The sequence below is a fragment of the Muriicola sp. E247 genome (assembly GCF_041358175.1).
Lineage (GTDB): Bacteria > Bacteroidota > Bacteroidia > Flavobacteriales > Flavobacteriaceae > Muriicola.
Window position 1 is genome coordinate 49,421 of record NZ_JBGKBE010000007.1, and the last position, 18,277, is coordinate 67,697.

Genomic DNA, 18,277 nt, shown 5'->3' on the forward strand with positions numbered 1-18,277 from the left:
TTCGTATGCTTGCTATCTTCAAAAGAGAAATTACATCCTTTTTTACCACGGCTACCGGACCTTTGGCACTGGGCTTGTTCCTGCTCCTCAATGGCCTGTTCCTGTGGGTATTCAAAGGTTCCTATAATGTATTCGACTATGGTTTTGCCGATCTGTCGGCCTTTTTTATGCTCTCACCCTATATTTTTCTGATCCTGATTCCAGGGCTGAGTATGAAGAGCTTTTCGGAAGAAAAAAAATTAGGGACATTAGAGTTGCTTTTGATGAAACCCCTGAGCCCCGGGAACTTAGTAGCAGGAAAGTTTCTTGGAATTTTTGTCCTGGCAGTGATGGCCCTGATACCCACCTTAACATACGTTTGGAGTATTTCCTCCCTGGGCACAGAAGGGGGAAATTACGACCTGGGTCTGGTTATGGGATCCTACTTTGGCATGCTCTTGTTGCTCTTCGCCTATACAAGCATTGGTTTGTTTACCTCTACCCTGTCTGAAAATCAGATCGTAGCATTTCTCCTCGCTATTGTCTTATGCTTGTTCGCATATCTCGGATTTGAGTCGATCGCAGGCCTGATCTCCGATGGTGGCTTATCTCTTTTTATTGAAAATATAGGAATGAAAGCGCATTATGAACGAATTGGCAGAGGTATCATCGATTCCCGGGATGTGGTTTACTTTATTTCGATCTCGATTTTATTTTCCTACCTCACCGTAACCCAACTCAAACAGCGTGCATAGGCATATGAAAAAGATCCTTGTACATATAGGAATTGGCCTCGGCATATTCATTCTGCTGAATCTGGTATCATCCTTTTTGTTTGTGAGGATTGACCTAACGGAGGACAAAAGGTTTACCCTGGCCAGGGCTAGTGAGGAGGTTATTGCGAAATTTGATTCTCCTGTAATTGTCGATGTGCTACTGGAAGGCGATCTGCCGTCAGAATTCCAGCGACTGAAGCTGGAAACCGAACAACTCCTTGAAAATTTTTCTGATAAGAACAATAAGATAAAATACGCTTTTGAGGATCCCCTGGCAGACCCTGCCCTGGCAGAAGCTACCATTGAACAATTGCAGCGAATTGGCCTTACCCCTGCCAGTGTAACTACGGAATCAGAAGGCAAGGTATCTCAGGAACTCGTGTTCCCCTGGGCAATGGTCACCTACCGGGATCGTACAGTAAAAGTTCCCCTCTTAAAAAACAAATTGGGAACAAGCGTTGAGGACAGGGTAAACAATTCGGTACAAAACCTGGAATATGCCTTTGCAGATGCTTTTTCAAAACTTGTGATTCCTGAAAAAAAACGAATTGCCGTTATCAAAGGGAATGGCGAACTGGAAGACCGGTATCTGGCCGATATACTAACCTCCATCAGAGAGTACTACAATATTGGGGCCATCACCCTTGATTCGGTTGAGGGGAACCCTCAGGGGGTCTTCGATCAATTAAAGACCTATGACCTCGCTTTGATTGCCAAACCCACAGAAGCATTCAGCGAGGAAGAAAAATACGTTCTGGACCAGTACATTGTAAATGGAGGGCGTTCTTTATGGCTGGTTGATCCTGTGGCCATGGAACTCGACAGCCTCTTTAATGAAGAGGGGAAGGCCATGGCACTGCCACGCGACCTGAATTTGAATGATTTCTTTTTTAAATACGGTGTAAGGCTTAACTCAGATTTGGTAGATGACCTCTATTGTACACAAATCGTTCTGGCAAGCGGGGAAGGCAATGCTTCCGAATACAATCCGTTGCCCTGGGTATATCATCCTATGGTATTTACGGCCAATGACCACCCGGTCAATGCGAATATCGAAGCCCTGAGGTTGCAGTTTACGAGTACCATAGACACCCTTGAGAATGAATATCAAAAATCGATTTTAGCAAAAAGTTCACCCTTATCCCGGAGGCTGACAACACCGAGGCAGATAAGTTTTGATCTTCTGAATTCACCACCTGACAGGGAGAAATACACTGAAGGGAACTACCCTCTTTCAGTATTGATTGAAGGGAAGTTAAATTCGGCCTATGCCAACCGAATCAAACCGCTAAAGCTTGAAGGTGAAACTGAAAAGGGGATTGAAAATAAAATGATTGTAGTTTCAGATGGGGATCTTATAGCCAATCAATTGAGAAATGGCAGGCCACTGGAATTGGGTTATGATAAATGGACAAATAATTATTACGGAAACAAGGAATTCCTCATTAATGTCTTTAATTTTCTGCTGGATGATACAGGACTTATAAACATTCGCAATCGCAGTGTTCTCATTCCGATGCTGGACGGGGAAAAAATCGTAACGGATAAAAGTCGCTGGCAGCTTATAAACATTGGTATTCCCTTGCTTTATGTACTCCTGGTTTCTCTGCTTTTTTCGATCTGGAGAAAGAGGCAATTTGGAAGATAGCTGTTGATAAGTAAGTTTTACTGAAAAATTCAATTGGGATATATTTGTTTTGGGTCTTATATTGTGATTTAGTCGTAAATATTGCCTATCGGAATCTGTCGATTCTTGTCTTTTTTAAAGTGATATCAAATAAGTCAGACCTCTTAAACAACTAAAAAACTAAACTTGTGAAATTTATTGTTTCAAGTACATATCTTTTAAAACAACTACAGGTATTGGGTGGAGTGATCAATAGCAGCAATACACTGCCCATTCTGGATAATTTTCTCTTTGAATTAAAAAAGCGAGAGCTAACAGTTTCTGCGTCGGACCTGGAAACTACGATGAGTGCAGTGCTGGAGGTAGAATCGGATAACGAGGGAACCATTGCTGTTCCTGCCAGGCTGCTACTGGATACTTTAAAGACCTTCCCTGAACAACCCCTGACCTTTGTTGTTGAAGATAATAATACGGTAGAGATCAGTTCCAATTACGGAAAATACGCTCTGGCTTATGCAGATGGAGCAGAGTTTCCCAAAGCAGTGGAGTTGGGTAGTCCCAGTTCAACTTCGATTATGGGAGATATCCTGGCTACGGCAATTACCAAAACCATTTTTGCAGCAGGTAATGATGATCTCCGGCCAGTAATGAGCGGGGTTTTCTTCCAGTTTTCTTCGGAACACCTGACTTTTGTGGCCACCGATGCTCATAAGCTTGTAAAATACAGGCGGAATGATGTAAAAGCATCTGAAGTTGCCGAGTTTATCATGCCTAAAAAACCCCTGAACCTGCTAAAAGGCATCCTTTCAGGAAGCGAAGAGCAGGTGAAGGTGGAATACAACGACAGTAATGCTAAATTCAGTTTTGATAATATTGAATTGATCTGCCGACTCATCGATGGGAAATACCCCAATTATGAGGCAGTTATCCCAAAAGAAAACCCGAACAAACTCACTATTGCCAGAAACCATTTCCTGAGCTCAGTTCGCAGGGTTTCCATTTTCTCTAACAGGACTACGCATCAGATCAGGTTGCGTATCGCCGGGGCCGAACTGAATATTAGCGCAGAGGATATCGACTACAGCAATAAGGCCGAGGAACGCCTCACCTGCTCTTATCAGGGCGATGACATGCAGATCGGGTTTAATTCCCGCTTCCTGGTGGAAATGCTGGGGAATCTATCCTCAGAGGAAGTAGCCCTTGAACTAAGCCTCCCTAACAGAGCCGGGATACTTACCCCTGTGGATGGCCTGGATGAAGGGGAAGAGGTCACCATGCTTGTGATGCCGGTGATGTTGAATAATTGATCCAGAAACTTGGGTGATTAACGGCGGTTTTTAGTTGATATCTTACCTTTCACGTTCAGGAAGATTCTTTCGTCTGAATATTTGGTTGTTAGTCGATTAAGTCGGTATAACTAAGCAATATTTCTCCTTTTTAACATATTTTTGATGGTACTGTGAAGATTAAGATCCTTTACTCTGAATTGGGATTCTAATAGTTACGAGAACATCTGGAAAAAGAATTACCAACCTAAAAATTAAAACTATAATATTATGAAAAAACTACTCTCTTTTATGTTTATTGCTTCCTTGCTTTTGGTTTCCTGTGAAGTGGAGCAATTCGATGGACAGGAATTGACATCCGTCGATGGTAAAGCTTCTAAAAAAGGAAACGTTTCTGCATCAAGTTTGACTTTTGAAATGGATGGGTGCTCTGGTTCGGAACGCGACCTAATCGCTGGCCAGAATATGGTTGTAGGAACCGTATCTGTAGATGAAGTTGGCGAAGATTATGTAATCACTTACAACATTACTGAAGACGGCTATTGCTTAACTGAAGCCCATGTTGATGTCGCAACACTTCCCGAATATTTTCAAATGACCAAAAGTGGAAATCCAAAAATTGGAAACTTCGACTATGTAAATGACGGGGTAGAATGTAATCAGAACTACACGGTTATAGTAGCTAATACCGGACCATGGCTGGCTGTACATGGAGTGGTGGTATGTGCAACCAATTCTGTGGAGTCTGTTGTGGATAATTTACCAGAAATCGCAGATTTTTGTACCACTGTTCAAGGTCCGAACTCATATTTAAATATTTCTATTACGGAAGGTCCTCTGGCTGGTGACTTTGAAGCATGGTGCGTCGATAATGATAAGGGTATAGAAATTAATACCTGCTATGATGGTGCAGATATATATTCAAGCACAGGCAGTTTGCCGGATGGAACTTTTGAATATCCTGAGAATTTTGACAAGGTTAATTATTTGTTGAATCAGTCTATCGTAGGGCAGCCCTGTACTGCGGGCGGTGTCTTTACCTATGGTGATCTACAGCTGGCAATATGGAAACTGTTAGATGATATTTCAACCGGTAGTATCGCCGGCCTGGGAGCGTATTCGAACGCCTGTGTCGATGAAATCCTTGCCATGGCAGAAGCCGGTGAAGGTTTTGAGCCAGAGTGCGGGCAGATTTTGGGTATTATTGTGAACAAAGCGGGTAATCAACCTCTTATCATACCCTACCCATTAGAATGTTCTCCTTGTGATGAGACGATCTGGGCTGACGGCTGTAGTTTCCCAGGCAGCAATTGGGCTATGTATTTTGAATATTCTGATAACTAGAAATTAGAATCAAATATTAATATTAAAGGGCGAAAATATTTTCGCCCTTTTTATTTTATTAATTTTAACATCGAGCGTAATAATCTCTATCATTTCTCTCCATCAACCAATGTTCACTACCTATAATTTTCACTACACTTATTACGAAAACAGAAATCTCCCTCCATATTATGCTCGAAAAACAAGGGATCAGGAAGAGATTGATCAAAGTGAAAAAAAAACCAATACTTCCTCTGTTGGTGTCGTTTTGTTGATTCCGCCATACCTGAATTACACAAAAAAAGATCTTAAAAAAGGTTACAGCTGTGTAGAACGTTCTTTTTGGATGGGTTTTGCAATTCATTTACCGAATCATGGAGATTCCAATATTTTCCTTCGTAAGCAATTGGGCAAAAAACCATATAAGAACCTGAGACAGGACATACAACGTTTGGAAAGAGATTATCAAATAACCTTTAAGACGTATTATGGATCAATTGACCTTCCTACATACAATACACTGATGCAAACGTTAAAGGAATACATTCAGGAGCGATTCAAAGGAAGAGCTCATAAGCATAGTGCTCTGCAAAAGTGGGAGCAATATGAGAAATCTGCTTACCAAATGATTCTGGAAAAAAAGGCTTCTATTTTTGCCCATTTTAATAATGGTGTTCCTATTTGTATTTCTCTTAACTATCATTACCAAAATATCTTTGTCGCTGCAATTATCTCCTTCAACAAGGATTTCTTTTCTTATAGTCCAGGGAAGCAAATGTTTGTAAAGCAGATAGAATGGTGTTTTATGAACGATTATCAATTGATAGATTTGGGTTGGGGAAGTTTTGATTATAAGATCAAATTTTCCAATGCTGTATTCAAATATAGGACCCATATAGTCTATCCGGAAAATAGTATATTAAAACGCTTTATAAGTTCTTGTTTAGGTCTGTTTCTTTATGTTAAATATTATGCAGTTATGCTAAAACAACGGAGATTGAAGAGACCTTCAAAAACCTATGCAGGAAGGTGGATACAATTTTGTATATCATCGTGAAAATCCGGATCGAATGCAGTGGTCCTATCCACATTAAAACTAATTTAGTCTTTAAAATTTGTGACTGTCCTAAATGGCTATAGAAAATAACCCATTTAATTGCCCAAAATTTGTTTCAACCTGGAACAAGCATTTCAACAATAGCGGTGCAACCTTTACTTTTTCTGAGTTTTCCAATATTACATTTATTAAAATGCGATTTGGTGTTTATGTTAATGTTGGTAAAAGAATATCCCAGGGGATGTTTTACGTTTTTCAGCCCTCAGAAGATTTGAGTCTTTTCAAAAACGCAGTCTATCTGATATACGATGTGCCTTCGTACCATAAAACTGGTTTCATTGAAAATTCTACATTCGGCTTAAAAAAAATCAGACAGTATGACGCCTACGCCATAGAATTGAATCCTTTTAACAGCGCTTCCGATTACTTGAATTATCGTTTTCGCTCCAAGAGTAAAAGGAATTTTAAAAAGTCTTTCCTCAAGCTCAAAAATCACTTTGAAATCACCAGTGAAGTTTTAACCGGGAATGATGTTGACATAGAGAAATACAATGAAGTTTTAAATTGTTTTCGAGAATTACTTGTAAAACGTTTTGAATCTAAAAAAGAGACATATCACCTGTTAAAACCCCTCTATTGGGAATATTTGAATGAAGTTATTTTTGAACTTGTCAGAGAAAAAAAAGCAATGATATTCATTCTTTATGCCGATCAGAAACCCGTTTCCATACACATCAATTACCTGACACCTGATTCGTTAATACTTGCTTATCCCGTCTTTGATATTGACTACAGTGACTATAAAATTGGTCACTATACCACCTACCTTAGCCTCGAATGGTGTTTTGCCAACAATATTGATTTTTATGATTTTTCAAAAGGCCATTTCGATTACAAAAAAAGATGGAGTAATCTCTCATATATTTTTGAATACCACATTGTATATAATAAAAAGAGTTTCGTCAGTACTGCACTAGCAAATATGCTTATGGTAGTATTTAAAGTTAAAGAAATTTTTAGGTCCCTTAAATTAGACACCATCTATCACAAATTTAAATACCGATATCTGAATTAAGGAAGAATCTATAATACAAAGTTATCAATCGCTTATTACCATTTAGGTTGTATTTCAAATGCCTGCTTTAAATTGATATGATTTTATTCGTTTTGAAATCAGGAAATAAATGATCTGGTCAAAAAATAATTAGGTTATTTACCATTCCCCGCCATCATTGCATTGTAGATGGTATACATATTCCAATTTGACTAGTCCGATGATTCCCAGAATCCCCCAGACCTAACAGAACTATGGCAGGGATATTCAACCCTGCGATTGGCCTGAATGAAGAGAAATAGTCACAACGCTGGTGATGTTGAAGAATTAGAAAAGCCTAGAAAATTCAGAATACAATTATGACTACGAAATTTCCTACATAAATGGTTTTTCTTATCCATTTATCAATTATTATTTGCACTTTATCGAATTGACCTAAAGTGTTGGTCTAATGAAAATTAGGAATTCTTATCTTCCCTTTTAATTATATAACCAACATTTAAATCCCACAGAATGAAAAAGATTTACCTTTTACTAGGAGTAGTCCTATTAATGTTTTCCTGCCAGATAGAAGAACTAAATAAGGATAGTCAACAATTAGATGGAGTTTTTCATAAAAGCTCGAAAGAATCAGAAAATCCTTCCTGTACTAATTCACTTAATATTATTGAAGCTTCACTGCCAGAAACTATTTCTTTCTGTACCACCGGGCAGGGTCCGGATTCTTATTTAAATGTAGATATTGCAGAAGGATTTTTGGCTGGAAGTCATGAAGCATGGTGTATAGATGATGATCTTAGCATTGCCGCTACGCGATGTTATGACAATGTTGATGTATTATTAAGCACATCTTCCTTACCAGCAGATGCCTTTGAATATCCTGAAAATTTTGATACCGTAAACTGGTTGTTAAATCAAGAGATAGTAGGATCTGAAAGTCCGGTTAGTGCCGAAATTTATACTTATGGAGACCTTCAATTTGCAATTTGGAAATTGGTAGATGATCTCCGTGATCCGTCAGAGGCTTGTGCCGATTGCGGATTAGGGGAATGGAGTGCTGTTAGGGCCAATGAATTAGTTGACCTGGCCCTGGCCAATGGAGATGGATTTATTCCCGGATGCAATGAATTTGTTGGTATTATATTGCGCCCCACAGATATTCAGCCCTTGATTATTCCATTTTTAATAGAAGGGGAAGAATGCTCTCCCTGTGATGGAAAGGTGACTGAATTAACCTTGAAATACAATGGTGACCAAACAGATGCCCATATTGTTGTCACACAAAAAAAGGATGATGTAATTGTTTTCGATGGAGTAGTTCAACCGGGGCAGGAGTTTTCCTTTGTTGGTGTCGACAAGAAGAACACCCTGGGAACAGAAATTACCATAGAAGTTAATGGTGAAGTAAATACTAAGATTCACACCAGTTGCTCCCAGCCCATTGGGCCTGGGCTCACCTTTGGTGATTTTCTTGTGGTAGCAGGTGCGAGCCGAAATGGAGGCGCCCTATGTCCGTTAGATCCTCCTCCAGGAGGTGGCGATGATTGCGGTGATTGTGATGGTAAGGTTACCAGATTGGATTTGCAAAATGATGGGCCAGGTGCACAAATCCTGGTCACCGATAAAAAAGGAAAAACTGAGATCTTCAATGCCTATGTTGAAGCCGGCGCATCCTTTACCCTAAGTGGATTTGACAAAAAAGGTACCCTGGGAACTGAAATCATAATTTATACTGACGGTTCTAAAAACACCAAGATCCACACAAGCTGCTCACAACCCATTGGTCCCGGACTATCCTTTGGAGACTTCACGGTAGTTGGAGGTGCCAGCAGAAATGGTGGTGAATTGTGTCCGTTGGATCCTTCAGATAATGATGACAGTGATGATGATGATGACGATGATGATGATGATGATGACGACGATGACGATGACGATGATGACGATGACGATGAAGATTGCGAATGTGATGGGAAAGTGGACTATTTAAAGTTCCAGTATAGTGGTAGTATCGATGATGTAATCAAAGTAAAGACTAAAAAAGAAGGTAATGTCTTTAACGGGAATGTTTCTGCAGACGGAACGTTTGAAATTTATGGTAACGATAAAAAAGGAACGCTCGGTACAGAAATCACCATTTACTTGAATGGAGAGAAGATTACGGATATCCATACAAGTTGTTCACAACCGATAGGGCCCGGATTGGTCATTGGCAACTTTGAGATTCTTGAAGGGACCAGTAGAAATGGTGGAGACCTTTGTCCTTTATAATTCTAAACAGGCTTAAAATAAAATAGGCATCCAATTGGATGCCTATTTTGTTTTTACAAAAGAGTTTACTAACTCTAGTTTATAAAACCTATCGTCATAAAATAACTGGGTTCCTCCCCATTGCCTGCTCGTACTGCATTTACTATAGGCATAACAAACCCCAGAATGACTACTCCTATGATTCCCAGAATTCCAAGACCTAATAGCAGAATGGCGGGGATACTCAGGATAAAATATAGGATTAAACTCAGTTGAAAATTCAGTATGGCTTTCCCGTGTATATCCATACCCTCTACCTTATCCTTTGACGTTAACCATATGATCAGTGGGGCTATGAGTCCGCCAAAACCAATGATATATGATAAAAGTTGCGTTAAATGTGTGATTACAAGCAATTGCCTGTCTTCCCTAAGTGCTGATTGATTGATGACTTCCATGATTTCTTCTTTTGATTGTACTTTATAGGACGTAAATTTTTTGTAATTGTTACAAGTTTTGCTCTGAGTCCTCCAAAATCCTTTTCCTTATTTTTGCATCAAAATTATCCATGCTCCCTACAGATACCATAGTTGCTTTGGCCACAGCTCCCGGAACAGGAGCTATTGCTGTTATACGCGTATCGGGAAATGACGCCATTGTCAAAACCGCAGATATTTTCAAATCGGGTAGTTCAAAGCTACTAACCAAAGTACAAAGTCATACCGTACACCTCGGCTACATCATTGAAGGCTCACGAACTATTGACCAGGTTTTGGTAACCGTTTTTAAAGGACCCAATTCATACACAGGGGAAAATGTGGTTGAAATTTCCTGCCACGGATCGCCCTATATTCAACAGGAGATCATCCAGCTTTTTTTGCGAAAGGGATGTCGAATGGCCGAGGCAGGCGAATTTACCCTCAGGGCATTTCTGAATGGTAAATTAGATCTGAGTCAGGCCGAGGCCGTGGCCGACCTGATCGCCTCAGAAAATGCTGCCTCACATCAGCTCGCCTTGCAACAGATGAGAGGAGGATTCAGCAATGAGATCGCAAAACTGAGGGAAGAGCTGCTCAATTTCGCCTCCCTTATCGAACTGGAGCTGGATTTTTCCGAGGAGGATGTAGAGTTTGCTGATAAAAAACAGTTTTCTGAACTTTTGCATAAAATTGATACTGTTTTAAAACATCTCATCGACTCCTTTGCCCTGGGAAATGTGATAAAAAATGGAATTCCCATAGCCATTGTGGGGGAACCCAATGTGGGGAAGTCGACCCTCCTCAATGCCCTGCTCAATGAAGAACGAGCTATTGTAAGCCCCATCCCAGGGACCACCAGGGATACTGTAGAAGATGAACTGGTGATCGAGGGGATTGGGTTTCGCTTTATAGATACAGCCGGGATCAGGGAGACCGAGGATGTTGTGGAATCGATAGGGATCAGAAAAACAATGGAAAATATCGGGAAAGCCCGGGTGGTGATTTATCTTGTTGATGGAACAGCCATACAGAACAATCCCGCAAAAACAGCTCTGGTCAAGGAACAATTAAACAACATTACTTCTGAGTATCCTAATAAAAATAGGATACTGCTTGTCAACAAGATTGACGGAATTCCTGATGATACGCTGAATGACATCAAAAAAGAATTACCTCAGGCCCTATTTATCTCAGCAAAGGAGAATACTGGGATGGAAGAACTCAAGGCCAGTCTGTTAAAACTTGTAAATACAGGAGCACTGAATTCCGGAGATACAGTCGTGACAAATACCCGTCATTATAATTCCCTGCAAAAAGCCCGTGAAGAAATTCATAAAGTACAGACTGGGTTAGAAGAAGGTTTATCAGGTGATCTGTTGGCAGTGGATATCCGCCAGGCCCTTTACCATTTTGGCGAGATCACCGGGGAAATTACTACGGACGACCTGCTGGGGAATATTTTCGCAAATTTCTGCATCGGAAAATAAGGACTTTTAATTTTTGTAAAACCCTGAATATCTTATATGTAACAAAGATTACATATAGGCAATATATGATTTATATCATATTAATACCGGCATACTGGCAGTACTTTCAATCCTAATTTAAATCCTTTAAAATAAAGTAGCTGTCATGGAAACGACCACAGAAATCAAGACTCGTGTATACAGGTTTGGGAATAAAAAAGCCGATGGGAAGAGTGCAATGAAAAACTTACTTGGGGGCAAGGGCGCCAATCTGGCTGAAATGAGTCGTATTGGAATTCCGGTTCCTCCGGGATTTACGATCACCACAGAAGTTTGCACTGAATACAATGAACTGGGCCGGAAAAAGGTTATATCCCTGATCAAATCCGAAGTTGAAAAAGCGGTACAGGAAATTGAACAAACCATGGGAGCAAAATTCGGAGATGATGATGATCCTCTGTTACTCTCCGTGCGCTCCGGTGCCAGGGTCTCCATGCCAGGGATGATGGATACAGTGCTGAATTTAGGCTTAAATGATGACGCCGTTGAAGGCATTGTCAAAAAAACCGGGAATGAACGATTTGCCTGGGATTCATATCGCCGTTTTATACAGATGTACGGGGGTGTTGTAATGGGAATGAAACCCGAGTCCAAGGAAGATGAAGATCCCTTTGAAGAAATCATTGACCATCTCAAGGATAAAAGACATATAAAGCTCGACACTGATTTTACTATCCAGGATTTGCAGGACCTTGTGTACGACTTTAAGGATGTTGTAAAGAAAAAAACCGGGAAAAACTTTCCGACAGACCCCTGGGATCAGCTCTGGGGCGCTGTAATGGCTGTATTTGACAGTTGGAACGGAAAACGTGCCCAGTATTACCGAAAAATCCATAGTTATCCTGCCGATTGGGGTACGGCCGTAAATGTACAGGCCATGGTATTTGGTAATATGGGCCTCGATTCGGGGACGGGGGTATGTTTTACACGCGATGCAGGAACCGGCGAAAATGTGTTTAACGGGGAATACCTTATCAACGCCCAGGGGGAAGATGTGGTAGCCGGGGTACGGACACCTCAGCAAATCACCCGACTCGGGTCTGAACGTTGGGCAAAACTGGCTCAAATCGCCGAGGAGGACAGAAAGACCGACTACCCCTCTCTGGAAGAATTAATGCCGGAGATCTATCAGGAATTAGATGGATATCAGAAAACACTGGAAGATCATTACCGAGACATGCAGGATATGGAATTTACCATACAGCAGGGTAAGCTTTGGATTCTGCAAACCCGAAATGGAAAGCGTACCGGGGCAGCTATGGTTAAGATTACAATGGATCTGTTGGAAGAAGGTGTTATTGACGAAAAAGAAGCATTGCTCAGAATCGACCCGGCCAAACTCGACGAACTCCTCCACCCTGTTTTCGATCCGAATGCACTATTGGATGCGGAGATCATAGCCCAGGGATTACCCGCTTCACCCGGTGCAGCTACAGGACAAATCGTGTTTTTTGCCGAAGAGGCAAAGAAATATAAAAATACAATCCTGGTACGTACAGAAACTTCCCCTGAAGACCTGGAAGGCATGGATCTTGCAAGGGGAATCCTTACCGCCAGAGGGGGAATGACCTCCCATGCGGCCGTTGTGGCTCGCGGGATGGGGAAATGCTGTATCTCCGGTGCAGGAGCTCTTAAGATCAATTACAAAAAAAGAACCCTAACAGTTGATGGAAAAGAATTCCACGATGGCGACTGGATCTCCCTCAATGGCTCTACCGGGAATATTATAGAAGGGAAAGTTGCAACAAGACAACCTGAACTCAGTGGAGAATTCGGGGAGCTGATGGATCTTTCTGATAAGTATACCCGAATGAAGGTTCGGACAAATGCCGATACTCCTAAAGATGCCCTTGTAGCCCGTAATTTTGGGGCGCAGGGGATTGGTCTTACCCGTACAGAACATATGTTCTTTGAGGTGGACAGGATCAAGGCTATGCGTGAAATGATCCTTGCGACGACAGTAAAAGGGAGAAAACACGCACTACGTGAATTATTACCCATGCAACGCAGCGATTTTGAAGGTATTTTTGAAGCCATGCAAGGCCTTCCTGTGACTATAAGGTTGCTCGACCCACCACTGCATGAATTTGTACCTCATCAGCTTGCTACACAGAAAGAACTGGCAGAGGACCTTCATATTTCGCTTGATGCGGTGAAAAGTAAGGTAGCAGCCCTGGAAGAATTTAACCCCATGCTGGGACACCGGGGATGCCGATTGGGAAATACGTATCCTGAGATCACCGAAATGCAGACTAGGGCCATTATAGAGGCCGCACTAAATGTTAAAGAAAAGGGTATTGATGTTCATCCTGAGATCATGGTGCCACTGGTGGGAACCGTAAACGAGTTTGTAGAACAGGAAAAAGTAATCCGGGAAACCGCAGAGGCTATCTTTGCTAGGCGGAAAACCAAGATCAATTATTCGGTAGGGACTATGATCGAGATCCCCCGGGCGGCCCTGATGGCGGATAAGATCGCCGAACATGCCGATTTCTTTTCTTTCGGCACCAATGACCTTACACAAATGACTTATGGGTATTCCAGGGATGATGCAAGCAAATTCCTTCCCATCTACCTGGAGAAAGGAATTTTAAAGGAGGATCCTTTTGAAGTGATGGATCAGGAAGGTGTAGGGCAATTGGTAATTATGGGTACAGAACGCGGAAGGAAAAGCAAGCCTCATTTAAAGGTAGGAATCTGCGGGGAACACGGGGGGGAACCCAGTTCAGTGGAGTTCTGTCACCGTGCCGGAATGAATTATGTGAGCTGTTCGCCTTTCAGGGTACCTATAGCCAGGGTAGCGGCGGCACAGGCGGCTATTATGGAGGAAAAATAGCTTATCAACAAGTTTAAAGATTTCCAATTGGACACCTATAAGCGTATATAGGTGTCCATTTTTTTAATCTTCTTAGTTGGTGAAGAAAGCCTATTTTTGCACGAGAATTTAAATTGGCAATGTTCCATATTTTTAATAAGAAACGATTTTTAGTAGATGCGTTAAAGGGGTTCGTAGACATTCACAATCACCTTCTGCCGGGTATTGATGATGGAGCAAAAACCGTGGAAGACTCTATAGCCATGATCCGAGAATTTGAGTCCTTTGGAGTGACAAAGTTTATAGCTACCCCTCATATTATGGCCGACTATTACCCAAACACACCAATAACTATTGCCAATGCCCTGGGAAAACTAAAATCGGAGTTGTTAATGCAGGGTAAAGAGAACATCACTATAGAAGCAGCGGCAGAACATATGATCGATCAGTCCTTTGAAAATCTTTTTGAGAATAAGGAAATCATGCCTCTTAAATTCAATTACCTCCTTATTGAGATGTCGTATCTGCAAGCCTCACTTAATTTTGAAAGTGCTATTGAAAGAATAACTTCTGCAGGATTTTTTCCAATACTGGCCCATCCTGAGCGATATCGCTACCTTCATTCAAAAAGGAAAGTCTTAAAGGAGTACAAGAAAAAAAATGTACTGTTTCAGCTAAATCTGTTGTCCTTAAGTGATTACTACGGCAGTGATATACAAAAATTTGCTTTCCAACTCTTAGAAAAGAACAAGATTGATTTCGTGGGATCGGATGTTCACACGATCAATCAATTAAAGAGCTTAAAAGAAATTACCGTATCAGAAAAAGTTTATGATAAGATAGTACCCATTGTTCAAAATACAATAAGGGAGTTTTATTAATTCAAATAATTCCCTAGGCAAATTTCCACCATTTTTTAGTTTTCTCCCCATAGCCATAGCCGTATTTACCACCATAGCCCAGATTTGATTCCTTTACTCCGTTAACAATGAAGGATAACCCGTTTAATTTTCCTTCTGCATGAAGTTTTAAAGGAAAGTCGAGTACTTTTAATTCCGTAACGCCGGCACGAACCACGTATAGAATTTGATCCGCATATTCACTGATAAGCAGTGTGTCAGAGACTACCATGAGCGGTGCCGTATCTACAATTACATAGTCATAGTCAGCCGGTACAATGGCCAGCAATTCTTTCATCTTGTCATTCATTAATAGTTCAGCCGGATTAGGCGGTACTTTTCCAGAATAAATAACATCTACCGTCTGGTCATGGGCCAACATTGGAGTGATGATCTCATCAATACTTATTTTTTCATCCACCAGGTAATCTGTAAGACCAACGCTTCCATTTTCCCTTTTGGGCTTACCGAGGCGGTCCACATTTTTCCCTGAATAAAATTCATAGATCCTGGGATTCCTTATATCTGCACCGATCAGTAATACTTTTTTATTTGCCTTTGCAAAGATCATGGCAAGATTGGCTGAAACCAGAGTTTTTCCTTCCCCGGGCACCGAAGAAGTAACATATATAATATTCCCTTTGCCTGTTGACCTCTTTTTCGATTTGATCATGTAATCGATGTTAGTCCTCAGGATCCTTAGTGATTCTGCCAGCACCGTCCTTTCCCCCGTGCGCACCAGGGAATTTTCCTTTTTAGAAAGCTTGGGTAATTCGGCCAATACCGGAATATCCCCTACGTACTTCTCTAGAAGGACCTTATTGTGCACCTTGTTGTCTAACAACTGCTGCAAGTAAGTTAAAGAAAATGGGATAAGTAAGCCCAAGATTAGGCTGGCCAGCAGAATAATTGGTTTTTTTGGAGATACCGGAAATTCGCTGGCACCGTAAGCTCTATCGATTATTTTTGACTTTGGTGAAGCAGATGCAAAAGTGATCTGAGACTCCTCTCGTTTCTGCAATAAATAGAGATAAAGGGCCTCTGTGGTTTGTTGTTGGCGCGTAATATCCCGCAAAGCCCTCTCATTTCCCGGCGTCGCATAAATCCTGGCATTAACGGCAGAAAGCCTGCTGCTCAAATTACTGACCTGCATGTCCAGTGTATTGGTCATACTATTTAAACTGGATTGCAAGCTCTTTCTCAACCCATTTAATTGTTCATCGAGGCTTACAATGACCGGGTTTTTTTCATTAGAACTTCGGAGTAGCCTGTTCCTTTCACTCACCAATTGATTAAAGGTAGCAGTAGTACTTGCGATCGTAGGATCATTTAATCCAATGTTGGAAGGAAGTATTTCATACCCCTGCATATTGTCAATGATATCCTTCATTGATGCCGCTGAATTTAGCTGAAACTGCACATTTTGCAATTCCTGCTGACTTTGAGCACTTATGTTGATATTGCTGCTGGTCTGTGAGGCCACATCCGCAATACCCCTCCCCGCCTTGAATTCCTGTGCAGACTGATCTACTGAAGAGAGGTCCCCGTATATCTCAGTTATACGGTCATTTATAAACGCTGAGGTCCTATCTGCGATCAGCCTTTTGTCTTCTATCGCATTCCCATTGTAGGTGTCTATTAGGCCATTGACGATATCCTTTGCTTTTTGCTCTACAGCATCATTAAGAGAAATGGTTATTACATTAGATAATTCGTTATTGACCGATATTAAAATTTCATGCTTGTATTTCTGAGCGACTGAAATCAGGGGCGCTAAGATCACCTTAAATTCACGACCCCTTTGTTCGGCCATATCGCCATTATTGGGGATCATAACCAAATCCCCAATCGAAGAGGCTACCTTCCCTCCAAAACTATAACTGTTAGCAGGTCCGACCTCTTTTCCTTTTATTTCCTGAAAGGTAAAGGTAGATTCTGAGGTTACTTTTACCAAAAATTCAGCCTTAGACGTATAGACCAGAGAATCAGGGATTAAGAAATTGACCTTAAAGGGTGCTGCCTTTCCATAAAGTTCCGAATCGTGGATTTTGCCAAGGGAAAAAATCTTAATATTGATCCCCAATTGCCTGGCCACTTCGATCATGTTAGTTCGGGAATTCAGGATCTCGATCTCATCCTCAACCTTGGTATTCCCTGCAGTAAACATCTCGAGATCGGAAAAGGCTCCTAGTTCCGAAGCTGCACTTTGGTCTTCCAGGATTTGTATCTTCCCCTTTACAGCATACATAGGAGTTGTGTATCGGATATATAGGAAGGCAAGTATTACCGCAAGAATAGTACCTGCTGCAAACCATTTCCAATTTCTAATATAGGGTTTAAATAATTCTTTGTAATCTAACTGGTTATTGGGTGCACCAGCATAAGAAGGTTCCATAGGTTTCAATTAATCTAATTAGTCAGTCTTGTTAATACTAATACAGCAGAGGTGATCAGGGTTGAAAGAATGGTTATGGTTATCGTGGTTGATGGCCCTACAGAAGTTTCATTAATGCCTGTCGAATTTGGTTCTACATACACTACATCATTCTGGGTGAGGTAATAGACCGGAGATTTTGTCATTTCTTTAGAAGTGAGGTCAATCCTGGTATAAACCTTTGTGCCGTTGAAATCCCGAATGACCAATATATTATCCCTAACCCCCCTTAGAGTAAGATCCCCTGCCAGGCCAAGCGCTTCTAAAATTGATATTTGTTCCCCAACCACAGGATAGGTACCGGGCCTGTTTACCTGACCTAAAATGGTAACGGTAAAATTAGTTAACCTAATATTTATTATAGGATCTTTCAAATACTCTGATAGCCTTTCTCGGAGTAAACTTCTCAATTCGTCAGGTGAAAGGCCCTCGATTTTGAGTTTACCTATTACCGGGAAATCGATCATTCCATCCTGGTCTACCAAATAATCTACTTGTTCCGCTCTAAACCCACGTTCTGATGCGCCCCTAAACAAATTAAAAGGAACACTAGCCTCAGGATCCAGAGAAGATATATGAATAGAAACCAGGTCATCCACTTTAAATTTTGTAGCAGCCTTGTTGTTGACCAACATCGTTTCAAAATCACCTGTATCCTGGAAATATACGACATCACGGCGTGTAGCACAGGATGAAAGTAAAAAGCACGTAAAAAATGTTAAAAAAAGTATTCGGCCAAATAACGGAGTCTTGTTGAACATTAATTAAATTTTGA

General features: G+C 41.1%; 13 protein-coding genes. 10 read left to right on the forward strand and 3 right to left on the reverse strand.

Going from position 1 to position 18,277, the window contains the following annotated elements; all coding sequences use genetic code 11:
• Positions 1-5: 5 nt before the first annotated feature.
• The 7 genes from gldF to ACA086_RS10875 all read left to right on the forward strand — a co-directional run bounded on the left by gldF (position 6) and on the right by ACA086_RS10875 (position 9,370).
• Positions 6-734: a gliding motility-associated ABC transporter permease subunit GldF gene (gldF, locus tag ACA086_RS10845; protein ID WP_371003328.1), complete on the forward strand. Its 729-nt coding sequence runs from the start codon at positions 6-8 to the stop codon at positions 732-734.
• A 4-nt stretch (positions 735-738) separates the two neighbouring features.
• On the forward strand, positions 739-2,403 hold the full coding sequence (gldG, locus tag ACA086_RS10850) for a gliding motility-associated ABC transporter substrate-binding protein GldG (protein ID WP_371003329.1): 1,665 nt from the start codon (positions 739-741) through the stop codon (positions 2,401-2,403).
• Positions 2,404-2,570: 167 nt separating this feature from the next.
• Positions 2,571-3,689, forward strand: a complete 1,119-nt coding sequence (dnaN, locus tag ACA086_RS10855; protein ID WP_371003330.1) for a DNA polymerase III subunit beta — start codon at positions 2,571-2,573, stop codon at positions 3,687-3,689.
• Between the two features lie 249 nt (positions 3,690-3,938).
• Positions 3,939-5,012, forward strand: coding sequence for a hypothetical protein (locus ACA086_RS10860; RefSeq protein ID WP_371003331.1), 1,074 nt, complete (start codon positions 3,939-3,941; stop codon positions 5,010-5,012).
• A gap of 109 nt (positions 5,013-5,121) precedes the next feature.
• A complete protein-coding gene (locus ACA086_RS10865) occupies positions 5,122-6,048 on the forward strand; it encodes a GNAT family N-acetyltransferase (protein ID WP_371003332.1) in 927 nt (308 codons plus the stop codon).
• 73 nt (positions 6,049-6,121) lie between these two features.
• A complete protein-coding gene (locus tag ACA086_RS10870; RefSeq protein WP_371003333.1) occupies positions 6,122-7,123 on the forward strand; it encodes a GNAT family N-acetyltransferase in 1,002 nt (333 codons plus the stop codon).
• Between the two features lie 492 nt (positions 7,124-7,615).
• Positions 7,616-9,370 carry a hypothetical protein gene (locus tag ACA086_RS10875; RefSeq protein ID WP_371003335.1) on the forward strand — a complete coding sequence of 585 codons (1,755 nt, stop codon included), beginning with the start codon at positions 7,616-7,618 and terminating at the stop codon, positions 9,368-9,370.
• 74 nt (positions 9,371-9,444) lie between these two features.
• Here ACA086_RS10875 and ACA086_RS10880 read toward each other — a convergent pair whose 3' ends face one another.
• Positions 9,445-9,807, reverse strand: coding sequence for a DUF4870 domain-containing protein (locus ACA086_RS10880; protein ID WP_371003336.1), 363 nt, complete (start codon positions 9,805-9,807; stop codon positions 9,445-9,447).
• A gap of 110 nt (positions 9,808-9,917) precedes the next feature.
• On the opposite strand from ACA086_RS10880, the gene mnmE reads away from it, so the two are divergent.
• From mnmE to ACA086_RS10895, 3 genes are all read left to right on the forward strand, one after another.
• The gene (mnmE, locus tag ACA086_RS10885) at positions 9,918-11,315 is read left to right on the forward strand and encodes a tRNA uridine-5-carboxymethylaminomethyl(34) synthesis GTPase MnmE (protein ID WP_371003337.1); all 1,398 of its coding nucleotides are present in this window, start codon (positions 9,918-9,920) and stop codon (positions 11,313-11,315) included.
• Positions 11,316-11,460: 145 nt separating this feature from the next.
• Positions 11,461-14,190 (forward strand): pyruvate, phosphate dikinase, encoded by a 2,730-nt coding sequence (gene ppdK, locus ACA086_RS10890; RefSeq protein WP_371003338.1) that lies wholly within the window; start codon positions 11,461-11,463, stop codon positions 14,188-14,190.
• Positions 14,191-14,309: 119 nt separating this feature from the next.
• A complete protein-coding gene (locus tag ACA086_RS10895; protein ID WP_371003339.1) occupies positions 14,310-15,050 on the forward strand; it encodes a tyrosine-protein phosphatase in 741 nt (246 codons plus the stop codon).
• Positions 15,051-15,063: 13 nt separating this feature from the next.
• Here the strand turns inward: ACA086_RS10895 and ACA086_RS10900 are convergent, their stop codons facing one another.
• Positions 15,064-17,463: a GumC family protein gene (locus ACA086_RS10900; protein ID WP_371003340.1), complete on the reverse strand. Its 2,400-nt coding sequence runs from the start codon at positions 17,461-17,463 to the stop codon at positions 15,064-15,066.
• A 14-nt stretch (positions 17,464-17,477) separates the two neighbouring features.
• Entirely contained in the window at positions 17,478-18,263 is a 786-nt protein-coding gene (locus ACA086_RS10905; RefSeq protein ID WP_371003341.1) for a polysaccharide biosynthesis/export family protein, read from the reverse strand.
• Positions 18,264-18,277: the final 14 nt, after the last annotated feature.